The sequence below is a fragment of the Variovorax sp. J31P179 genome (genome assembly GCF_030316985.1).
Classification (GTDB): domain Bacteria; phylum Pseudomonadota; class Gammaproteobacteria; order Burkholderiales; family Burkholderiaceae_C; genus Variovorax; species Variovorax ginsengisoli_B.
Map to the genome: position 1 here is coordinate 389,519 of NZ_JASZYL010000003.1, position 19,603 is coordinate 409,121.

The 19,603-nt window shown below is 68.8% G+C and carries 18 protein-coding genes; 4 read left to right on the plus strand and 14 right to left on the minus strand.

Annotation, left to right across the window (positions count from 1 at the left end):
- Positions 1–5: 5 nt before the first annotated feature.
- On the plus strand, positions 6–1,247 hold the full coding sequence (tagH, locus tag QTI17_RS10045; RefSeq protein ID WP_286532837.1) for a type VI secretion system-associated FHA domain protein TagH: 1,242 nt from the start codon (positions 6–8) through the stop codon (positions 1,245–1,247).
- Positions 1,229–1,969, plus strand: a complete 741-nt coding sequence (locus QTI17_RS10050; protein ID WP_286532839.1) for a PP2C family protein-serine/threonine phosphatase — start codon at positions 1,229–1,231, stop codon at positions 1,967–1,969. Before tagH ends, QTI17_RS10050 begins: the two co-directional genes overlap by 19 nt.
- Here the strand turns inward: QTI17_RS10050 and tagF are convergent.
- The 10 genes from tagF to QTI17_RS10100 all read right to left on the minus strand — a co-directional run bounded on the left by tagF (position 1,933) and on the right by QTI17_RS10100 (position 12,685).
- Complete coding sequence (gene tagF / locus QTI17_RS10055; RefSeq protein WP_286532841.1) at positions 1,933–2,520, minus strand: type VI secretion system-associated protein TagF; 588 nt, start codon at positions 2,518–2,520, stop codon at positions 1,933–1,935. The genes QTI17_RS10050 and tagF overlap by 37 nt on opposite strands.
- Positions 2,514–5,846 carry a type VI secretion system membrane subunit TssM gene (tssM, locus tag QTI17_RS10060; RefSeq protein ID WP_286532843.1) on the minus strand — a complete coding sequence of 1,111 codons (3,333 nt, stop codon included), beginning with the start codon at positions 5,844–5,846 and terminating at the stop codon, positions 2,514–2,516. Before tssM ends, tagF begins: the two co-directional genes overlap by 7 nt.
- A complete protein-coding gene (locus QTI17_RS10065) occupies positions 5,843–6,913 on the minus strand; it encodes a DotU/TssL family secretion system protein (RefSeq protein WP_286532845.1) in 1,071 nt (356 codons plus the stop codon). The genes tssM and QTI17_RS10065 overlap by 4 nt, the downstream gene beginning before the upstream one ends.
- Positions 6,913–8,193: a type VI secretion system lipoprotein TssJ gene (tssJ, locus tag QTI17_RS10070; RefSeq protein ID WP_286532847.1), complete on the minus strand. Its 1,281-nt coding sequence runs from the start codon at positions 8,191–8,193 to the stop codon at positions 6,913–6,915. Before tssJ ends, QTI17_RS10065 begins: the two co-directional genes overlap by 1 nt.
- Positions 8,194–8,249: 56 nt before the next feature.
- The gene (locus tag QTI17_RS10075; RefSeq protein ID WP_286532850.1) at positions 8,250–8,861 is read right to left on the minus strand and encodes an OmpA family protein; all 612 of its coding nucleotides are present in this window, start codon (positions 8,859–8,861) and stop codon (positions 8,250–8,252) included.
- Positions 8,862–8,924: 63 nt separating this feature from the next.
- The gene (locus QTI17_RS10080; RefSeq protein ID WP_286532851.1) at positions 8,925–9,659 is read right to left on the minus strand and encodes a GIN domain-containing protein; all 735 of its coding nucleotides are present in this window, start codon (positions 9,657–9,659) and stop codon (positions 8,925–8,927) included.
- A 31-nt stretch (positions 9,660–9,690) separates the two neighbouring features.
- Positions 9,691–10,110 carry a hypothetical protein gene (locus tag QTI17_RS10085; RefSeq protein ID WP_286532853.1) on the minus strand — a complete coding sequence of 140 codons (420 nt, stop codon included), beginning with the start codon at positions 10,108–10,110 and terminating at the stop codon, positions 9,691–9,693.
- Positions 10,094–11,689: a DUF4384 domain-containing protein gene (locus QTI17_RS10090; protein WP_286532854.1), complete on the minus strand. Its 1,596-nt coding sequence runs from the start codon at positions 11,687–11,689 to the stop codon at positions 10,094–10,096. The genes QTI17_RS10085 and QTI17_RS10090 overlap by 17 nt, the downstream gene beginning before the upstream one ends.
- 27 nt (positions 11,690–11,716) lie before the next feature.
- Positions 11,717–12,040, minus strand: a complete 324-nt coding sequence (locus QTI17_RS10095) for a hypothetical protein (protein WP_286532856.1) — start codon at positions 12,038–12,040, stop codon at positions 11,717–11,719.
- 72 nt (positions 12,041–12,112) lie between these two features.
- The gene (locus QTI17_RS10100) at positions 12,113–12,685 is read right to left on the minus strand and encodes a hypothetical protein (RefSeq protein WP_286532858.1); all 573 of its coding nucleotides are present in this window, start codon (positions 12,683–12,685) and stop codon (positions 12,113–12,115) included.
- Positions 12,686–12,825: 140 nt separating this feature from the next.
- On the opposite strand from QTI17_RS10100, the gene QTI17_RS10105 reads away from it, so the two are divergent.
- Positions 12,826–13,785, plus strand: a complete 960-nt coding sequence (locus QTI17_RS10105; RefSeq protein WP_286532860.1) for an alpha/beta fold hydrolase — start codon at positions 12,826–12,828, stop codon at positions 13,783–13,785.
- 8 nt (positions 13,786–13,793) lie between these two features.
- Here QTI17_RS10105 and QTI17_RS10110 read toward each other — a convergent pair whose 3' ends face one another.
- From QTI17_RS10110 to QTI17_RS10120, 3 genes are all read right to left on the minus strand, one after another.
- Positions 13,794–14,633, minus strand: coding sequence for a caspase family protein (locus QTI17_RS10110; protein WP_286532862.1), 840 nt, complete (start codon positions 14,631–14,633; stop codon positions 13,794–13,796).
- Between the two features lie 5 nt (positions 14,634–14,638).
- Complete coding sequence (locus QTI17_RS10115) at positions 14,639–15,256, minus strand: anti-sigma factor family protein (RefSeq protein WP_286532866.1); 618 nt, start codon at positions 15,254–15,256, stop codon at positions 14,639–14,641.
- 106 nt (positions 15,257–15,362) lie between these two features.
- Positions 15,363–15,959: an RNA polymerase sigma factor gene (locus QTI17_RS10120; RefSeq protein ID WP_286532868.1), complete on the minus strand. Its 597-nt coding sequence runs from the start codon at positions 15,957–15,959 to the stop codon at positions 15,363–15,365.
- A 179-nt stretch (positions 15,960–16,138) separates the two neighbouring features.
- Between QTI17_RS10120 and QTI17_RS10125 the strand changes: the two genes are divergently transcribed.
- Positions 16,139–16,321 carry a DUF3563 family protein gene (locus QTI17_RS10125; protein WP_286524307.1) on the plus strand — a complete coding sequence of 61 codons (183 nt, stop codon included), beginning with the start codon at positions 16,139–16,141 and terminating at the stop codon, positions 16,319–16,321.
- Between the two features lie 32 nt (positions 16,322–16,353).
- Here the strand turns inward: QTI17_RS10125 and QTI17_RS10130 are convergent, their stop codons facing one another.
- Complete coding sequence (locus tag QTI17_RS10130) at positions 16,354–19,554, minus strand: ATP-binding protein (protein ID WP_286532869.1); 3,201 nt, start codon at positions 19,552–19,554, stop codon at positions 16,354–16,356.
- Positions 19,555–19,603 lie beyond the last annotated feature (49 nt).

Below are 19,603 nucleotides of genomic sequence, written 5' to 3' on the forward strand. Positions count from 1 at the left end.
CCACCGTGATCGCGCTGCATGTCATGCGCCGCCCCGGCGCCACCGAGCCCGATGCGACGGCGCTTCCGCTTTCTCCGGAGGGCATCATCATCGGCCGCGCTCCCGAATGCGACCTGGTGCTGGCCGACCCGCTGCGCGGGGTGTCGCGCCAACACGCGCAAGTCGTCATGGCCGGCCAGGACGTGCTCGTGCGCTGCATCAGCGTCACCACCCCCTTGTGGGTGAACGACACGCAGCTCGCCCCGGGTGACCAATTGGGCCTGTCGGTCGGGGACTTCCTGCGCATCGGCGGGTTCGAGCTCGCTGTCGAGTGCATTGCGGCGCCGGCGGCTCCGCGGGCGCGTCTGGATCGCTGGTTCGACCTGGACGGCGCGCTCGATCCGCTCGCCGCGCAATCGCCGCTGCCGGCCCTGGCGCCGGCGCCCGAAGTGGCATCGGCGCCCGAGGCGGTGTCAGCGAGCGCGGTGGTGTCCTGGAAGACGGATCCGCTGGTCGTGCGGACCGGCACGCCGGTGATGCACAGCGCGCCCTCGTTGCCACCGCCTTCGGCGGAGCTGCCGCGGCCCGCCAGCGCAGCGGCTGCCGCATCGACCGCGCCCGCGGGCGGATCGCCGGATCTGGCCGAGCTTGCAGCGGCGTTCGGTCGCGGCGCCGAACTGGGCTGCGCCCAGGTGCCGCCGTTGACGCCGGAGTTGATGGAACACCTGGGCGCACTTCTGCGGGCAACCGCCGAGGGCACGCTCGCGCTGCTGAAAAGCCGCGCGGTCGCGAAACGCCACATGCGCGCCGAGGGCACGGTGATCGCGCCGCGTCAGAACAATCCCCTGAAGTTCTCGCCGGACGCGACCGAAGCCTTGACCCGGATGCTGCAGCGTGTCCCGAGCCCCGGCTTTCTCGACCCCGTGGCGGCGCTGCGCGATGCGAATCGCGACCTGCTGGTCCACCAGGTGGCGATGGTCGCCGGCATGCGCGCGGCGGTGTTCGAGCTCTTTTCCCGCCTGGGGCCCGAGGCCGCCGAGAACGCGGAAGGACCGCCGCGCGATCTTCTTGCGCGCCTTCCCAAGCGCCGCGCCGCGGCCCTCTGGGAGCGCCATCGGCTGCAGCACGCCCACCTGCTCGCGCACCTGGATGACGACTTCGAGACCATCTTCGGACGGGAATTCCTGCGCGCCTACGAAGCCCAGTCGCGCGTGAACGCCGATGCCGATGTCCCACCGCCGGAGCCGCCATGGCCCAACGCGCGTTGAACTACTCGGTCGCCGCGCTGTCGCGAACCGGGCGGCGCGAGTCCAACGAAGACGCCTTCGGCTATTGGCAGGGCGCTGACGCCCTTGTCGCCGTCCTGTGCGACGGTGCGGGTGGACACGGCGGCGGCCAGACGGCGTCGCGCGCGGCCGTGACGCATGTGCTCGAAGCCTTCGCGCTCCGACCCGAGGTCAGCCCGATCGCGCTGAAGCGCCTTGTCCAGGGGGCCAACGACGCGGTGGTCGCGCAGCAGGTCGCGGGCACGACCACGGCCGACATGCGCACCACCATCGTCGTGCTGCTGCTCGACCTGCGCAGTGGCGCGGCGATCTGGGCCCATGCCGGCGACTCGCGGCTGTACCGATGGCATGACGCCCGGTTGCTCGGGCGCACGCGCGATCAAAGCCTCGCGCAGAGCTTGCGCGATGCCGGGCTGAACGCGAGCGACGCCGCCCCGGGGCAGCTGACTTCGGCGCTCGGCTCGCCCGAAGGCTTCGACGTCGAGATCCTGGAAACGCCGCAGCTGCTCGCTGCCCGCGATGCCCTGCTGCTGTGCAGCGACGGCCTCTGGTCGGCGTTCGACGATCTGGCGATGGAGCGCAGCCTGGCCGGCTGCAGCGGCATCCAGGCCTGGCTCGATCGACTCGAAGCGGGTGTGCGGCGAGCCGATCGCAGCGACCAGGACAACTATTCCGCGCTCGCGATCTGGTGCGAGCCGGGTTGAACACCGAGCAGTTCGAGCAGAAGTGCCGGCTCCGGCGGCCAGGCCGCGGGCCGCGCAACGACATCGTCTGCGGCGGCGAGCGGCCACCAGAGGCTGGCCGGCGCCGGCGGCCAGGGCTCGGCCGGTTTGAAGTCCTGCTCCGGACGGGGCGGCAGGGCGGCGATCGCGGCCTCGAGCGCCTCGGGCCCTTGTGCGGCTGCGTCGAGCAGCGACGCGAGCCGTGCGGCGCCTTCGCCCGGCGAGGGCGGGGTGTTGAAGCGTTCGGCCAGCGTCAGCGGAAAGGCGCGTCCGACACGATCGTGCGACGCCGTGAAGATTCCGCACCAGATCTCGCCGGACGTCGGGAGCGCCAGATAGCGCCACGGCGCGAAGGTGCTCAGGCGTTCACGCAGCGCGGCGGCGCCCAGCGTCGTCGCGGCGAGGGCGAGGCCGCGTTGCAGCCATCCATCCCAGTCGCTGCGCCAGCGTGCGGGCAGGCCGCGGCCGACGAAGTCGCCACGCGCGGGCAACTTGCCGTACCAGGAGACGCGACGCGAGGGCGACTTCACCATGATGCCTGCGGGCAATGAAAACGTGCCAGTTCCCGGAGGGTCCAGACATCGGCGTCTGGTGTCCCGGCTGCGCTCGCCTCGACGTCGAGGGTGCGCGTGTCGACGACGAAGCTCAGCTGCGCCGGCGCGCCGTGCTCGCCCTTCCAGTCGCCGCGCAGCAGCACCCGGAGCCAGGCGAACGCACCTTCATGGACTTCGGCGCCGACGCCGGTCGGGCCGGGCGGCAGCACGCGCAGCAGCACTTTTTGCGTCGAGGCCGGTCCGGGCCAGACCAGTTCCTTGGCGCGTGGCGGGCCGTTCTCGAAGCGCAAGAGCTGGCCATCGACATCGATGCTGAACTGCAGCAACTCGGCATCCATGTGCCGTGGCGTGATGCGCAGTTTGAGCTCGGGCAGCGGCGCACCCTGGGGAAAGAACAGGCTGCCGATGGCCGCCGCCCGCTCGAATGCGTCCGAATTGCTCGAGGCACTCGAATCGGCCCCTGCGCTGCGCGCCTTCCACGGCCGGGTCGACGTGTCGACTCTTTCGGTCAACTGGTTGCGCCGGAATTCGTCGAACAGGCCACCGGGTCCGAACAGGCGCGCGAAGTCGGACGGCGCCATGTCCCGCGTCGCGGTGGCACTGAACGGAAAGCGCTCGCGCGTCAACGAACTGCAGGCCTGCGCGAGTTCGACCAGCGCGGCGTCGAAGCCCGGCTTGGCGCGGCCGCGCGAGCGGATCAAGGTCCCGAGGTCGGCATAGAGCCTGCGCAGCGGCGCTGGCGCAGCGGCCGCTTCGTTGCGCAAGGTCGCGTCGAGTTCGGCGCGTCGGGTCTCGTCGCGCTTGCCGGCGACCAGGGCGTGAAGGCGGTCGAGCGTTTGCGGTCCGGGACCGGCCGCGTAGTCGCCGAGCGCACCGAAGCGTGCCCGCAGCGTGCCATCGAAGGCGATCTCGGCGGCGCTTGCGCCTTGTGAGGTCGCGCTGAAGTCGTCGGCCAGGCGTGTCAGGAGGCGGCGCAGCGGCGAATCGGGCGCCGTGAGTTCAGTGGCCTGGCGCGAGGCATCCATTGCGTCACTGCCGGGTGCCAGCACAAGGGCATCGAGTTGGCGCGACCAGGTGGCGATCACGCGTTCGGCCTGGCGCTTGCCGACCTGGGTGGCGATTTCGTCGCGCCAGGCGCGGTCCTTCTGCAGGCGTCGCACTTCGCCGCCGGTGTCCCCGAGCACCCAGTCCGCCTCGTTCGCGAGTTCGTCGAAGGTCGTCTCGAGCGCTGGCGCCAGATTGCGCCGCCAGTCGCTGGCGCTCGAATGCGCCGGCATCGGCCCGGCGCTCGACGCCGCGAACAGAAGGGCACTGGCCGCGCCGAGGCGCGTCGGCAGATCCTGCGGCGGCTCGGGATCGGGAACGCGTCGCAGCAGGCGTTCGTGCACGCGTTGCGCCAGCGGCAGCGCCGCGAGGGCGCTGCGCGCCGCGCGTACGCCGGCGTCGTCGGGGCGCATGGCCTCGGCCAGCCCGCTGCGTTCGAGCAGGTTCCCGGCATGGCGCGCCACCTCGCCACGCTCGCCGGCGCCGCTCGCCTGTGCCAGCGTCTGCTCGACCCAGCCGCGCAACTCGCCGCGGTTCAGGCGTGGCGGGTCGGTGAGCATCAGTGCGGTGCGCAGCGCCTCGTAGCGCGTCGCGCTGTCCCCGGCCTCGCGCAGGTCGCGCCGCAATCGCTCGATGAGCAGTGGCGCCAGGCTCCGGTCCAGCATCTCGCGATAGACCTGTTCCGCCGAGCGCGCCAGCCGCGGTCCCTGGAACAGCCCGAAGCCGAAGCCCGCCGGCGGCGCGTCCGGATCGATGCCGTCGTTCGCGGCCAGGTGGTCGAGCACCGAATAGAGCGGCAACACCTGTTCGAGACTGGCCGATTCCAGGGGGCCGATGCGCCGGGTCAACTGCTCGACACGGGTGCGCACGGCGTCGACATAGTCGAGGTTGCGCCGCCAGCTCTGCCACCACAGGGCGGAGGCGGCGAGCAGCGCGGCACCGGCGAAGGCGGCGCCGAACATGCCGAGGCGCCGACGCCGCTGCAGCCGCTGCAGCCGCTGGCCCGCCAGCGGCGCTTCGACGATCACCAGGCGCTTGAGCAGCGCATGCAGGAAGAACGACTTGCCACCGGCATCGGGGCGCGGCAGCGGCTTCAGCGCCAGGCCGTGGCTGCGCGCGAGTTCGCCGATCACCCGGTCGATCGGATTGCCCTCCTGCGTGCCACTCGTCAGCGCGATCGACCGCAGGCGCTGCGCCGGCGCGGCGGCAACGTCGGCGAAGGCCTCGCGCACGAATCCTTCGAGGGGCGCGAGCAGGGTCTTGAACTGTGCCGCGAAGGCGTAGATCGGCAGGCGGCGCTGCGGCATCCGCTCTTGCTGCAGCAACTCGGGCGTGCGTTGCGCCAGGCGCTGCGCGAGGTCGTCGAGGCGTGCGCCGAGATCGGCCGGGAGGCCTGCGACATCGGCGTCGAACACAAGGCCCCAGAGCTGCTCGCGTTGCGCAGCGTCGAGATCGCCGAAAGTCTCGACGAAGCCGGCGAGCAGGTCGGCCTTGGTCACCAGCAGGTAGACCGGAAAGGCGAGATCGAGTTCGCGGCGCAGTTCCGCCAGTCGCGATGCGACGGCTGCCGACTGGCGCGCGAGTTCCGCGCCGCCTTGCAGCAGGTCGGGCACGCTGACGCTGACGATCACGCCGTTGATCGGCTGCACCGGCCGGTGCCGGCGCAGGAGCGCCAGGAACTGCTGCCATTCCCCGGCGTCGGCCACGGCGTCGCTGTCCTGCGTCGTGTAGCGTCCAGCCGTGTCGATGAACACGGCGTCCTCGCTGAACCACCAGTCGCACTGGCGCGTTCCGCCGATACCCGCGAGCGGGTCGCGTCCGAGCTTTTCGGCGAGCGGAAAGCGCAGGCCCGAATGCCATATCGCGGTGGTCTTGCCGCCCCCGGGCGCCCCGATGATGAGGTACCAGGGCAATTGCTGCACCTGTCGCCGGCGCTGCCACCAGCGATGCGCGCCTTGCGCTCCGACACCCTGGCGCAGCAGCGCGAGCGCTTCGCGGAAGCGCTGGCTCAGCTCGACGGTGGCGTCGCCGGATTCGAGGCCCTTCAGCAATTGCTCGTTGCGCCGCCGGGCCAGCCACCCGCGCAGTCCCCGCAGGCCGACCAGCAGGAGCGCCGCCAGCGCCAGCAAGGCCACGCGTGCGCGCGGGCCGTCGAAGGGATGCCAGCTGCCGAAGGCCAGCAGCGGTGCCGCGAACCACAACAAGGCGCCTGCAGCGCCGAGGTTGATGGCGCGTTGCACGAAGCGTGGCGAGGCCGTCATTCCGGGAACAGGACGATCTCGACGCGTCGAAGTGGCGCGCCGGCCGCGGCGTCGACGCGGGCCTCGACCGCCAGCCGCTCATCGCCGAGTTGTGGACGCAGGACGTCGGCGGCGCCGCGCGCCCATTCCATCGCCTGATGCCAGGCCGAGGGCGTGCGCGCCGTCGGGGGATCGCTGCCGTCGGTGTAGCCGACGACGAGCACCTTGCCCGGCATCTTTTTCAGCGCCGAGCCCAGGCGCGTCAACGGGCCGGTGGCGTCGTCAAGCGCGTTGGCGCCGATGACGACCACGCTGCGCAGCGCTTCATCGCGCACCGACAGCCGGCCCGCATCGATGTCGTCGCGCAGGCTCGAGGCCAGCCGCGGCGGCCCCTTCGCGGTGGCCACCACCGGCTGCGCGGCGACGGCGGGTGCCGGTACGAGTCGCTGCAAGGACGCCAGCACGCCGTCGACGCGCGCTGCAAGCTGAAGCTGGCTGGCGGTGTAGATGCCGACGGCAAGCACGCCGAGCAGCAGCACCGCCGGCAACGCGACACGTGACGCCCGCGGTGGGTTGGCCGCAGCGGGCGCGCAGTGCCACGGCGCCACCAGCGCCGGAACCGGGGACGCCTGTTCGAGCGCGAGGTGCACGCGCGTGCGCAGGATTTCATGGTCTCGGCTGTCGGGCGCCATGCCCGCACGCAGCCCGAGACTCAGGCAGGTATGGAAGAGCTCGAGCAGCGCGCGATGCTCGCGCGGCTTTTCGGCCAGCCGCGACAGCAGGCGCAGGAGCTTGTCGCCGCCGTCGGCCTCCCCGTGAAAGCGCTGCAGCAGTCCGCCGGCTCCGGCGCCGAACTGCTCATCGCCCCAGGCGCAGAGCACATAGCTCGCGGCCGCGACGCTGGCCTCATCGACACCTGCGACGCGCGCATTGGCCTCGAAATGGGCCACCGCCGCTGACAGCGTCCGGCGCAATTCGGCCGGATCGACGGGCGCCGAGTCGCGCAGGCGTGACAGCAGGGCAACGAGGGGGAGGGCTTCGACGCGAAGTGCGCGCGCGGCGGCCGGCTCGTCGATGCCGCTGCCCATCACTTGGCCCACCCCAGTTGCAGCCGGCGCGCCTGCGCGTCGAGGCGCGCGCGCGCCAGCGATCCACCCGGCAAGGGCAGGACGGCACGCCACTGAGAGCTCTCGATTTCCCGAAACGCGCCGAACACCGCGACGGCACGCGCGTCGCCGCGCAGTTCGAGGTCCAGCTCGCGGGCCTCGCCGGGGCGCAGGAACAGACTCTGGCGCGCAAGCATGTTCGACCCGAGGGTGGCTTCGTCATCGTCGTAGAGGCTGTCGAAGCTCGCCTTCTCGAACCCGCTCGCATCGCTCAGTACATAGACCCGCAGCGCCAACGAGGCCGATGCATCGCGCGCATCGGTGTTCAGGCTGCGTTGCGCCTGCACGAGCAGCTGCAGGTTGCGTTTCGGCCCGGCCAGCGTCGGTGCCGGCGCGGGGTTGAACATGAAATTCACGACCATCGACGTGTTGACCCAGGGGATCTGGCGTTCCTGGGTGTCGCGCAGCACCTTGATGCGAACGGTCTTCATCATCTCCTCGACATCCACCCCCGGGGTCCGCATCTCGGAGGCGAGGTAGCGCGTGTAGATGCTGTTGCCGCCGACCGGGCCGTCCTCGGCGACGCGACCGGGCGCCGCGGAGAAGGCAATGAGGGCACCCGGCGCCGCCATCTCGGCCAGGCCGTTGGCGTTGCGCGAGGCAGCACGGCGTGACGCGAAGGGGTCGTTGCGGCAGGCGTCGATGATGAAGATGCGCGCGCGCGGACGCACCCGGTCGACATGCGTGAGCAGCGCCTCCTGCATGTCGATGGCCTCGTCGCGCACTTCGGCCTCGTCGCGCAATGCGATGTCGACCGGCAGCAGGAAGTTGCGCCCGCCGATCTGTATGCCGTGGCCCGCGTAGTAGAAGACCGACGCGACCTGATCGTCGTCCATCCGGCGAGCGAATTCCCGCAGCACGCGCTTGAAGTCGCGGGCATTGAGATTCAGATGCTCGCCGACCTCGAAGTTGAGGCTGCGCAAAGTCTGCGCGACCAGGCGAGCGTCATGCTCGGGATTGTTCAGCGGGATTTCGGGGTACCGGCCGTTGCCGATCACGAGTGCGACACGGCGTTGCCCTGGCGAGTCGACCGGGGCCTGCTGCGCTTGCGCGAGGCCGGCCCGGCTCAAGCCGAAACCGAGGCCAAGGCAGGCGAGCAGGCGACGGCGATTCATGGTGACGGCCGAAAAAATGGATGCTGCGGACCTCGAGGACTCCACGGGCGATCGCATGCCATTCTCGGGCGAGCGCTGCGGCGGCACAAGGGGAGGGCGGGCCGCCGCGATCCGGTCCGCCTCGGGCATTGCGCGGCGAACGCTCAGGCGCCGCGGAACTGCACGCGACGGTTGATGGCCGAGTACGGATCGGTGTCTTCGATCGGCTGGCTGGGGCCGTACCCGACCGTCTTCAGGCGTGCGGCGTCGATGCCGTGTTCGTGAACGAGATAGTCACGCACGGCGCGGGCCCGGTTGCGCGAGAGCTCGAGGTTGTAGGCCGGGCTGCCCTTGGCGTCGGTGTGGCCTTCGACCGTGACGATGCTTCCTGGTGCCAGCAGCTTGATGCCCTTGGCGAGTGCGTCGAGCTGGATCCGTGCGGCCGGAAGGATCTCGGCGGAATCGAAAGCGAACCGTACCGGCAGGGACAGCGCCGAGGCGGGCGCTTTCGAGTCATTGCGCGCGGCACGGGTGGATTCCGAGGGACGTGCCGATGCATTCACCCGGGAGCCCGTCGCCACCGCGGTGGCCTTCGCCGGGGCGGCGGGCGCATCGTCGAGCAGGCGGATCGAACGGGTATTGCCGAGCACGTCCGCCACGTCCTGCGGGAGCACGAGCTGGCCTTCGCGGTAGACCATGACCTTCTCGGCCTTCACGAGGGGGGTGACCAGTGCGGCGGCGATGGCGAGGGCGAGGGTGCTGAGGTAGCGGATCATGGGAGGGCTCCTTGGGTGTGGGGTTCGTCGATGCCCATGGGTTGCGTGCGCCGCCTGCCCGGTTCACTCTTTCTCGACCGAGCCGATGCCGCGGATGGAACGTGTCACCGCCGGGTCGCCGTGGTAGCGCACGTTGCCGACACCGCCAATGCGCACCGCCAGCGTGGTGCTGGCGGCGAGTTGCACTTCACCGTTGCCATCGATGGCCACGTCGGCGCGCTCGCTGGCGAGCCTGGGTGCGGAATAGGTGCCGATGCCGGCGATGGCGAGCTGCTGCGCCGCCACCTTGCCGCCGCCGACGGCGACATCGCCGGCACCGGTGATTCGCACGTCGAGACTGCGCGCGTTCTCCAGGCGCTCGAGGCGGATCGAGCCGCTGCCCGCCAGTACCAGTGCGAGCGTGTCGCTGCGCAGCGGTCCGATGCTGATCTCGCCGGCGGCGCGCGACTCGAAGGCGCGCAAGCTCTGGACGCCGAGTTTCATCCGGATCGGCTGCCTCGTCTCGACCCGACCCGGCCCAAGGCCGATGAGCAGTCGCCGATCGCGGACCTCGGTCGTGATCTTGCGCAGCACCGCAGGCTCGGCCTCCAGGGTCAGCGACTCGCGCAGGCCCTGTTCGATGCGGACGTCGCCGGCGACGGCAAGCACGACCTCGTCGAAGTCGGCGACGCCGCGGGTTTCGGTGGCTGCCCGTGCGGTCCCGGAAGGAGTCGCGGCAAGAAACGCAGCGCAGCCGGCGGCAAGGGCCGCAGCCCGGAGCGACGGCGGTTGCGGGAAGGCTTGGGTGAACCAGTTCATGTCGGGGCTCCAGGTGACGGCGGAATGGGCCTCAGCGCGGCAGCCAGAGGGCGGGCGGGGGCGGGTAGGGGCGCGCCATGCAGGTGGTTCCGCCGAGATCGGCGGTGACGAACAGGGCCCCGCCACGGCGGTCGGTCGCCACCATCCTTGCGCCCTGCCGTGCTTCGGCGCTCAGCGTGACCGGCCCTTCTTCGAACAGCAGCCGGCCGTTCTGCCAGCAGCGGAGCTGGTAGGTGGCGGGTGCCTTCCCGCCCGCTGCCGGCGGCGTTGGCCCCATCGGGGGTGCGACACGGTCGTCGCCACCGATGATGGCCGCGACAGCCGCAGTCGCGCCGCGGGGCCACTGCAGGACGACGCCGGTCACGGCAACGACGGCCACCAGGGAAAGCGCTGCCAGGCGTGCGCCGCGCCGTTCCCGACGATCAGAGAGGAAATCACTTGGCTTGTACATGGAAGTTCTCCTGGGCGAGCGTGCCGCCGCTGGCTTTGTCGAAGGCGGCGCTGATCATCGCGAGCGTGGCGCCGGGCAGGGGTTCGAAGTCGATCCCGACCACCGCCTGGGGCAGCGAGGGCAGTACGTCGCGCGGCGTTGCGAAGCAGGTCACTGTCTCGGGCACGCCCTTCGCATTCATCGAGAGCTGGAAGCGCATCGAGCCGGGCAATGTCAGAGGCTTGGCCGAAGCGATGCGCGAGTCCCGCGTGAACCGGTTGGGGAAGAAGCGGATGACCTTGGCCTCCTCGTCCCGCAGGTAGCAGTAGACGTGGGCGTCCTGCGACGGCGCCAGGGAGAGGCTGATCGACTCCCCGGGGGCAAACCGGGTCTGCTGGTTCGGGGCCGAGACGGACAGCTTCAGGGGCGTCGCCGTGGGTGCGGGGGCCGTCGTCGGTGCGGTGGCTTCAGCCGTCCGTGATCCGGGCGGGGTGGCAGGCGTGCCGGGCGCAACGTAGCGTGCCGGTTGTGCCGGGCGCTTGATCTTGCTGTGGTCTGCAGCGAGGAAGGCGCTGAAGAATTTGTCGTCGAGCACTGCCGCGCGGCTCAGGCCGAGCTGCTCGCGATAGTTGGAGATCGCCTCGTCGATGGCAGGATTGAATTCGCCGTCGATCGGGCCGTCGTAGAACCCGCGATGGCGGAGCTGGTTCTGGAAGTAGGCGATCAGCTCGATGCGCGTCGAAGCCATCGCGCTGTACCAATCCAGCAGCTCGAGACGCGTTTCCTCGTTCGCCTTCGGGTCGCTGACGCCCAGGCAGGACCAGTAGGGGGTCTTCGTCAGCTTGCCGATGAGTTCCACCACCGCCAGTTCGACCAGGCCGCGCAGCGCCTGCGAGTTGCCTTCCGAACGTGCCAGGTTCATGCTGTAGTTGATGCCGAACTTCTGGTAGGCGGCATCGCCGTCGATGCCCTTGCCCTGCTTCATGATCACCACGGCATTGCGCGACGTGACCCCCGGCAGCACCCCCATGTCGCTGGTCGACAGCACGCTCAGGTCGAGCGCCAGCATGCTGGTGGACGCGTCTTTGGCAACGCCGAGGTTGAAGTACGGGAAGTAGCCGATGCCCATGTCCTTCTGGTTCTTGATCAGGTTCTCGTCGAACTGCGACACGGAGCCCTTGATGTCGTAGCGCGGAATCGCCTGGTAGACCGCTGTGGTCTGCGCTGCCGACAAGAAGCTGACCACGTTCAATGTGTCCTTGCCGAACGCGACCAGGCGCACCGCGCGGCTGCGCCGCGACATGTCCGACACCGCCGAGATCAGCATGTCACGCGTTCCGGCGTTCAGCTTCTTCGTTTCGTCGTTGATTTCCTCGGTCAGCATCGTCACGTCGTGCACGCCGAAGTCGAGCATCAGCGTGTCCATGCAGCGCAGCGCCTGCGAAAAGCCCGTGATCGAGCGCTGGGGCTTTTGCTCGGGGCCGATGCGGATCTCGGCGGTTTGTTCGATGGTTTGCTGCTTGACCTCGAGCGTCTGGCAGCCGGCGAGTGCCGCGATGGCTGCAAGGGCCAGGAAGCGCACGATGCGGGGCGGTTTCATGACATCTCCGTTCTGAGGGATTTCGGGTCACTGGCAACTGCCGCGGCCGACGATGTTGATCGCATTGGGTGCGAACACGAACACCTCGCGCGGAGCGGCTCCGATGCGCCCGCCGGTGTCGATGTTGCCGATGCTCTGGCTCCCGCAGGTGCCCTGGTTCGGGTCCAGCGACTTCCCTTGTTCTTCCGCCTTGCGCTCCTGTGCGCCGATGCGGATCTTCTCCTTCGCGATCTTCGCGCGGAACCGCGAGTCGACCTCCAGCAGTTCCTGCCCCGCGAATGCACTGGCGCATGCGCCCAGCGTGATGGCGACGAGGAGGATGCGGGAGGTGCGGACGAGGGGGGTATTCATGGGGGGTCTCCTTGCTGGAAAGCCGCCAGCGCCGTGGGCGCTGGCGGATGAGCGATGAAAGCGCAGCGCTGGTTACTTGGCGACTCCGATGCTTTGGGCGGCGGTGGACAGGAAGCCGCTTGCGGTGTTGTTGGAGTTGGTGGCGATGACGGTCGAGTTGGTCAGCTTGCCGTTGCCTTGCGCGCCGCCGATCTGCTGGCTGGCCGTGGACAGGAAGCCGGATGCGGTGTTGCTTGCACCATTGGCGATAACGGTCGAGTTGCTCACCTTGCCGTTGCCCTTGGCGAAGCCCACTTCCTGCGTGGCAGTGCTGAGGAAGCCCGAAGCCCTGTTGTTCAGGTTGGTTCCGATGACCGTGCTGTTGGTGAGCTCGCCGTTGTCCCGTGCACGGCCGACGTCTTGGTTCGCCGTCGACAGGAAGCCCGAGGCGGAGTTGTTGGCGCCGTTGGCGATCACCGTGCTGTTGGTGATCTTGGAGTTCCCCTCGGACACGCCGATGTTCTGACGCGCGGTGGCCAGGAAGCCGGACGAGGTGTTGTTGGCGTTGGTGGACAGCACCGTCGAGCCGGCGATTTCGCCGGCCATCGCGCCACCGAAGGCGAAACCGAGGGCGATGACGAGGGTTGCTTTGCGAACGATTTGCATGATGATCTCCAGGGAGTGATGACAGGGTTTGAGGTTGGGCTTGCCGAATTGCTTGCCTTCCCGCCCATGGGTTGCGGACCTTCCGGATTCGGTTCAAGGAGATTTCGGGCAAACCCCGCACCGGGGTAGGATCGCCAGCGATGCCCGACAGCGCGCCGCCTGATCCGCCGCCGAACCCCGCGCGCCTGACGGGCTTGCGCGGTGCCTTCGACGCGCTGCGCAACTTCGGATTGATGGGTCTCGGCTCACGCGGTGCGGGCGAATACGACACCTTCACGGCCACCGATGGCCACGTTGTTCCCGTGTGTGTGCTCGGCCGCGGGTCGCCGCTGGTGCTGGTGCACGGCTTTGGATGCACGCATCGCGATTGGCTGCCGGTGGCCCGGAGGCTGGCAAGGCGCCATTGCGTGCTGAGCTGGGACGCACGCGGCCATGGCAGCTGCCGGTCGGCGAGCGGCAGCATCACGCTGGCGCGGCTTGCGAACGACCTGGCCGAGGCACTCGACCACTTCGGGCTGCAGCGCTCGATCCTGGTCGGGCATTCCATGGGCGCGCTGACGTTGATGCAATACCTGCACCTGCATGGCACGCAGCGGGTTGCTGCGGTGGCGCTGGTCGACCAGTCGCCGCGCATCGTGACGGACGACAGCTGGCGACTGGGGCTGTTCGGCGGCTGCAGCGCGGCGATGCTGTCGGGGCTGATCGCTGGCGCTCGCCGGGATTTGGCCGAGACGCTGTTGAACGAGGTCGGAGCACTCGGGGGCGCTTGGTTGCGGCGCCAGCTGGCTGTCGAAGCGCCGCTCGGACGGATGCTGCGTCGCCGCCTGGGGCGGATCGATGTCAAGCCGCTGCTCGACCTGGCGGAGTCAATGGCGAAGGCCGACTTCCGCGCTTCGCTGTCGCGCCTCGACGCGCCGCTGCTCGTCGTGCTCGGGGCCCGCAGCCCGCACTACGCCGGTGTGCCGCTCGATGCCTGGTATCGCGACACGGTGAAGCACGCGCAGGTCTCGGTCTATCCGCATGCCGGCCATTCGCCGCATGTCAGTGAGCCACTGCGCTTCGCGCGCGAGCTCGAGCGCTTCATTGAAGACCACGCGTGAGGGGTGGCTCAGCTGCCGCAGCGCCCGTTGGCGTTCGATTTGAAGCAGAAGTCAGCGGTCAGGCTCGAGGACTCCCAGGGTACCTGTACGCGGCCGGTGTCTTCGGCCACACCGATACGCACCCGCTTGAAGAGTTGCTCGATCTGCAGCCCTGGCATCGACATGTTGGCCAGCAGGTGGCGTGCATAGACGCTGTGCTCGCTGCTGGCGCTGTCGAGCGCCACGCCGTTCGGCGCGGTCGAAAAGGCCACGAGCGTGCCCACCGGCGCATCGAGCGATGCCAGGCCGCCCGGCGTCGCGCCGCGGAATTTCAGGCGCCGTCCATCGGGACCCACGATGACGCCGCCGGCGAACGGGTTCACTCGGCAGGCATCGAGCACCACGATGTTGGCGCCGGTGCCGATCGCACTGAGTCGGTCGACGAACTCGCCGACGTCCGCGCTTTGCCGCTGGATGTCATCTTCGGACTGCGGGTCGGCATCGATCGGCACGAGGTAGTTGCGACCCTTCACCTGAACCCCATGGCCGGCATAGAACACCACGCGAACCGCCGCCTTGGGCGCACGGATCGAAAACTCGCGCAGCGATTCGATCAGTTCCGGCAGTCGCGTGTTCTGACGCAGGGTCACCTCGTAGCCCAGGCCGCGCAGCGCCGCCGCGACGGCGATGGCGTCGCCCGGCGGGTTCTTCAGCGGTGCAGTGCGGTAGGCGCCGTTGCCGATCACCAATGCGATGCGCGACCCGGCGGCGCTGGCGTCGGCCGGGGCGCTCATGGCGGGACCGAAGGGCAGGGCTGCGGCACCCAGTGCGCCGCGCAGCAGCAGACGACGGGTCAGCAGTGCGGCCATGTCGGCTACTCCCGGGGCGGCACGCCGGCTGCGAGCGAGGCGGCCTGAACGATCGGGGCGGCCTTGACCTGTGCGAGCGCCGCCGCTTCGCTGCCGGCCGGTACGCGCAGGTAGTAGTCGCCGAGTTGGCCAGGGCCGCCGGCCAGTTCGCCGTGAACCTGGACCACCAGCATGCGGATGTCGCTCTCCTTGGCGTCGGGCGCGAAGCTGATCTTCAGCATCGGGCCCTCTTCGACCCGAACCGCGTGCAGCGCGCGGATTTCGTCGGCGCTCTCGCGAGCGCTGCCGAGCATGTTCACGATGACGCCACCTTGCACTGCCATGACCGCCAGCGCGGCCAGCGCGTAGCTCGGGCGCATGCCGAAGTTGCCGAAAAAGGCGCCGATGCGTTCGGCCAGGGTCGGACGGTCGCCCTGGATCAGGCGCATGGTGCGGGCCAGGCCGATCGTTGCCGGCACGGCCGGGGCGTTTTCCTGCACGCGCGCCTGCAATGAGCGATACCAGTCCAGCTCGCTGCGGGACTCGGGATGCTGTGCCATGTAGGCCTCGACCCAGGCGCGGTCTTCGGCGCCCAGCGAGCCGTTGGCATACCAGGGGAGGAGTTCTTCGAAGCGTTCTTTCATGATGATCATTCCTGCACGGGACATGCCGTGTCAGCCCCTTGGTTGCACGAGCCCGGCGGACGGTTCAAATTAATTCGCGCAATTGCCAAATACGCCACGAGCATCTTCAGGATGCAAGAGCGCCCCTGGCGTCAGGGGCACTCCCCTCGCTGCGCAGCAGCGACTGCAGGCAATTCTTGATCTTCTGGCGGGCGTGGAACAGGCGCGTCTTGACGGTGCCCTCGGGGCAGTTCTGTACCTCCGCCACGTCAGCCAGGCTCATGCCCTCGTAGAACACCAGGTGCAGGCATTCGCGATGCTCGTCCGACAGCTTGCCCATGCAATGTTGCACGCCTTCACGCCGTTGCTTGCCAGCCAGCTCCGCGTAGCCGTCAGGCGTGTCGGAGGCGGTGGTCTCGGCGATGTCGTCGAGATCGCCATGCACCTCGTCAGGCCGCCGCGCACGGTAGACCATCAGCGCCTTTCTGCGCGCAATCCCGATGAGCCAGGTGGAGAACTGAGAATCGCCGCGAAAGCGATCGGGGTGGCGCCAGACCTCGTAGAACGAGTCCGCCAGGACTTCCTCGGCTCGCGCGTGGTCGCTCAGCATGTTGAGGACATACGCGTACACCTTGCGGCTGAACGCCTTGTACAGCTGACGAAACGCTTCCTGGTCTTCGCGGCCGATGCGTGCCAGCAGCTTGTTGACCTCGTCGTTGTCCATGCGGGCGGGAGCGGTGCGGTGGCGGTGACGAAATATAACGCGCCAAATATCTGTCAGGTATGAGAAAAGTCGAGTGCCTGCGGGTCGCTGGGCTATCCCTCAACGCCTGTCGGGTTTGACGAGGATCACAGCAGGAATTAGGGAAAACCCTTATTCTTCAGGTTTCTCCAAAAACTGACATGACACTCCTCTACCGTGCGTTCACCGCGCTCGCATCGCTGCAACGACGCTTCCCGAACTCGCGCGAGGCCGAAGAAACCTATCTCGCCGGGGCGGTCGACATCTATGACCTCGAGCGCCGGATGCGACAACTCGACAAGCGCGACACCCAGCAGCCGTTCCATCTTCGGCATTCGGCCTGAGGGGCGACGCCCCGCCGGTCTCGAAGGCCGGACTATGTGGCGCCCACCACCTTCTCGACGCGCCGCGCCAGTCCGACAAGCCCGTCGAGTGCCCGAAACCGCTCGTCTGCTTGCGCGTCCGGCCGGTCCGAGCCCAGGTAATCCGAGAGGCTTTCCAGGCAGCGCCGCTCCATGACCGGAAACGCGAGGCGCCGTGCCGATTCCACGGCCCGACGCAGCATCGCTTCGGTCACCGCCGGGTCGTCCGCCAGCTCCGCGTTGACCAGGGCGGCAATCCGCAGCACCTCGGGCTCGAGCCATCGGCTGCCCTCGGGCACCAGTGCGAGCGCTCGGCTTGCCGATGCCTGCGCCTGCTGCAGCCGGCCGAGGCGCCGCTGCGCATCCGCGAGGTTGGCATAGTGGCCCGCGAGGGCGAGATGGAACGACACCGCTTCGAAGGCCGCGACCGCCTGCTCGATCGCCGCAATGCCTTGCGCCAGGTGCCCGCTCTGGCACAGCGCCCAGCCGAAGAAACCCATGCCGTGGGCGCGAAAGCCCGCCAATCGATGTTGTTCCGCGAGCTGCAGCAGCCGGCGCGCTTCCCGGCGCATGGGCTCGGTCGCCTCGCAAAGGCCGAAGACCCATCCGCCCACGTACACCAGGGGGATGGCGGTCGAATGCGGATGCCGCAGCGCGTCGGCGGTACGCAGGGCGTCGACGCCCACGGCGAGCGCGGCATCGACCTCGCCGAGGCAGAACAGCGTCAGGCTCAGCAATGACTTGCTGTGAACTTCGGTGTTCTGGCCGAACATGCGCGTCGTCGCCGCATCGCGCTCGGGCGAGTAGAGCGCCAGCGAGGCTTCGATCTGCGCCCGTGCTTCGATGCCCTTGCCCTGTGACAGCAACGCCATGCCGAGCATGCGATGGCCGATCACCCGGCCGGACTCGAAGCCGTTGCGCTCCGACAGCGACAGGAACATGCCGGCGAGACGCTCGGCCTCCTCGCCCTTGCCGCAGCAGTTCACGTAGGTGAATTCGCCGAAGGCGAACGGAAAGACCAGCGGCGTGGCATCGCCCTGCGCACACAGCTGCAAGCCGCGTTCGCAGCAGGCGTGCAATGCTGTCGACGTCGCGCTCTGCGTCGCAAGCACCGACCCCATCATCGAGACCTGAAGGTTGAGTTCGAGCTGCCTTCGCTGCTTGGGGTCGTCGATCTCCGCCAGCAAGCCGAGGCCCTTTTGCAGGTGGTCGACCGCCTCGACGTGCGCCGAATTGGTGGCGGCCTTGACACCGGCCTGCAGCCACGCCTCGATGGCCTGCGGCGTGCGGCCGGCCTCCGTGAGGTGGTGCGCCATCACTTCCGGCAAGACCGGCAGCGAGGACTCCCGTTGGCGCATGACGTCGACGATGCGGCCATGGACCGCGCGCCGCTCGGTCTGCACCATCGACTCGTAGGCCATGCGCTGCAGCAGCGAATGACGGAACTCGTATTGAATCTCCGCGCCGTGGCGCTTCGGCCAGAGTATCTCGGCCGCGACCAGCACTTCGAGCGGCTTGGCGACCTGCGTCGCGTCCTCTTCGAGCACCGCCAGCAGAAAGTCGGGCACGAAAGACCGGCCGATGCATGCAGCTGCCTGCACGATGCGGCGTCCGCCGGGCAGTCGGTCGAGCTGCTCCGACAGCAACTCGGCGAGCATCAAGGGCACGCCGCCGAGCCGCCGGTTTCGGAGGCTCCCATGCACGCGCTCGTCGAGCAGGCCCATGACCAGTTGCTCCACGAAAAGCGGCACGCCTTCGGCAGCCTCCACCGCCTGGTCGAGGATGTCGGCCGTCAGCACTTCCGCGCCTGGAATCGAGCGTGCGATCTCCAGGCAATGGCGATCGTCCATCTGCTCGAGCTGGACAACCTCGTCCGTCTCCGGCAGCGCAGGGCCCGGCGGAAACGATCGCATCGTCAGCAATACAAGGATGGTCTCGTTCTTGACCGCAGCGAGCAGTTCCTGCAAGACCTCCGCCGACGAAGGATCCAGCCAATGCATGTCCTCGATCCACAACACGGTCGGTTGGCCGCCGGCCAGCTTCTTGAAGTAGTCGACGATGAACTCGGCTTGCCGGCGCCTGAAGAGTTGCGGCGTCGGGGTTGCCGTGGCGGCGGGATCGACCGCGCCCAGGCCGAGCAGCGCCAGCATCAGCTCGCGGTGCCCGGTCTCGTCCGCGCCGACCTCGTCGAGCAGCCGCGACACCTTGAGCGACGCCTCGGCCGGGCTGTCCTCCGTTGACAGCCCGGCGCGGGCCCAGAAGAAGTTGGTGAAGGTGTAGAGCGGCGTTCTGGTGAAGATCTCGTGGCAGCCGGCCTTGAGCACCTGGGCCTCCGCGAACTCGGGCCGGTTCAGCAATTCGAGCACCAGTCGCGTCTTGCCCGCGCCGGCTTCGGCCACCACTGCGACGGTCTGGCTGCGCGGTGCCGTGGTGGCCGCCATCCACCGCGCCAGCAGCCGCTCGATCGAACCCTGCCTGCCGACCATGCGCGTGGCGCCGCGCTGAAAGCCGAGTGCGGCGCGCCGCGCACCGGGCATCAGGTTGCGCACGCTGAAGACGTTGACTTCGCGCGACAGCCCCTTGTAGTGCCGCGTGCCCAGCGCCTCGATGTCCATCAGGCCGTCGACCAGGTCGAGCGTGTCGCCGCTGATGAGAATGCCGCCGGGCGGGGCATCGGTCTGCAGACGGGCCGCCAGGTTCGCGGCCTCGCCGACGATGCCCGGCATGCTGGCACCCGCGCTCATCAGCTCGTGTGCGACGACCACCAGCCCGGAGTGGATGCCGATTCGCGCGTTGAAGGCCGGGACCGTGTGGCCCTTGACCGTGGTGTCCATGAGGCGCAGTTGCCGCAGCAACTCGAGCGCCGCGCGCACGGCGCGTTCGGCGTCGCGTTCGTGCGCGCGTGGGTAGCCGAAATAGACCAGCACGCCATCGCCGATGAAGCGCGCGACGAAGCCGCCATAGCGCTCCATCGTCGCCAGCGCCAGCATCTGGTAGCGGCGCTGGAGGCTGCCGAGGTCTTCAGGGTCCAGTGTTTCGGACAGCTCCGTGTAGCCGATCAGATCAATGAAGGCGATCGTGAGGAATCGGCGTTCGGCGCTCTCGCGCCCGGGCTCCATCGTGTCCGTGGCAAGCATTGGATGTGCCTTCCGAACTCCGTCAAGTTGGATTTTTCGATGCGCAAGCGTATCATTTGTGAGAACTTTCGTGCGCAATTTGCCAATTGCTGTCAGGCATAGGCGGATTGTTCTAAGAACCACGGAG

What these genes read in the sequence shown, in the direction of transcription:
- QTI17_RS10120 (WP_286532868.1), bottom strand. Translation starts at nt 15,959, where the DNA reads ATGGACAACGACGAGGTCAACAAGCTGCTGGCACGCATCGGCCGCGAA.
- QTI17_RS10085 (WP_286532853.1), bottom strand. Translation starts at nt 10,110, where the DNA reads ATGTACAAGCCAAGTGATTTCCTCTCTGATCGTCGGGAACGGCGCGGC.
- tagF (WP_286532841.1), bottom strand. Translation starts at nt 2,520, where the DNA reads ATGGTGAAGTCGCCCTCGCGTCGCGTCTCCTGGTACGGCAAGTTGCCC.
- QTI17_RS10100 (WP_286532858.1), bottom strand. Translation starts at nt 12,685, where the DNA reads ATGCAAATCGTTCGCAAAGCAACCCTCGTCATCGCCCTCGGTTTCGCC.
- QTI17_RS10075 (WP_286532850.1), bottom strand. Translation starts at nt 8,861, where the DNA reads ATGATCCGCTACCTCAGCACCCTCGCCCTCGCCATCGCCGCCGCACTG.
- QTI17_RS10105 (WP_286532860.1), top strand. Translation starts at nt 12,826, where the DNA reads ATGCCCGACAGCGCGCCGCCTGATCCGCCGCCGAACCCCGCGCGCCTG.
- QTI17_RS10115 (WP_286532866.1), bottom strand. Translation starts at nt 15,256, where the DNA reads ATGAAAGAACGCTTCGAAGAACTCCTCCCCTGGTATGCCAACGGCTCG.
- QTI17_RS10080 (WP_286532851.1), bottom strand. Translation starts at nt 9,659, where the DNA reads ATGAACTGGTTCACCCAAGCCTTCCCGCAACCGCCGTCGCTCCGGGCT.
- QTI17_RS10065 (WP_286532845.1), bottom strand. Translation starts at nt 6,913, where the DNA reads ATGGGCAGCGGCATCGACGAGCCGGCCGCCGCGCGCGCACTTCGCGTC.
- QTI17_RS10110 (WP_286532862.1), bottom strand. Translation starts at nt 14,633, where the DNA reads ATGGCCGCACTGCTGACCCGTCGTCTGCTGCTGCGCGGCGCACTGGGT.
- QTI17_RS10090 (WP_286532854.1), bottom strand. Translation starts at nt 11,689, where the DNA reads ATGAAACCGCCCCGCATCGTGCGCTTCCTGGCCCTTGCAGCCATCGCG.
- QTI17_RS10050 (WP_286532839.1), top strand. Translation starts at nt 1,229, where the DNA reads ATGGCCCAACGCGCGTTGAACTACTCGGTCGCCGCGCTGTCGCGAACC.
- tssM (WP_286532843.1), bottom strand. Translation starts at nt 5,846, where the DNA reads ATGACGGCCTCGCCACGCTTCGTGCAACGCGCCATCAACCTCGGCGCT.
- QTI17_RS10095 (WP_286532856.1), bottom strand. Translation starts at nt 12,040, where the DNA reads ATGAATACCCCCCTCGTCCGCACCTCCCGCATCCTCCTCGTCGCCATC.
- QTI17_RS10125 (WP_286524307.1), top strand. Translation starts at nt 16,139, where the DNA reads ATGACACTCCTCTACCGTGCGTTCACCGCGCTCGCATCGCTGCAACGA.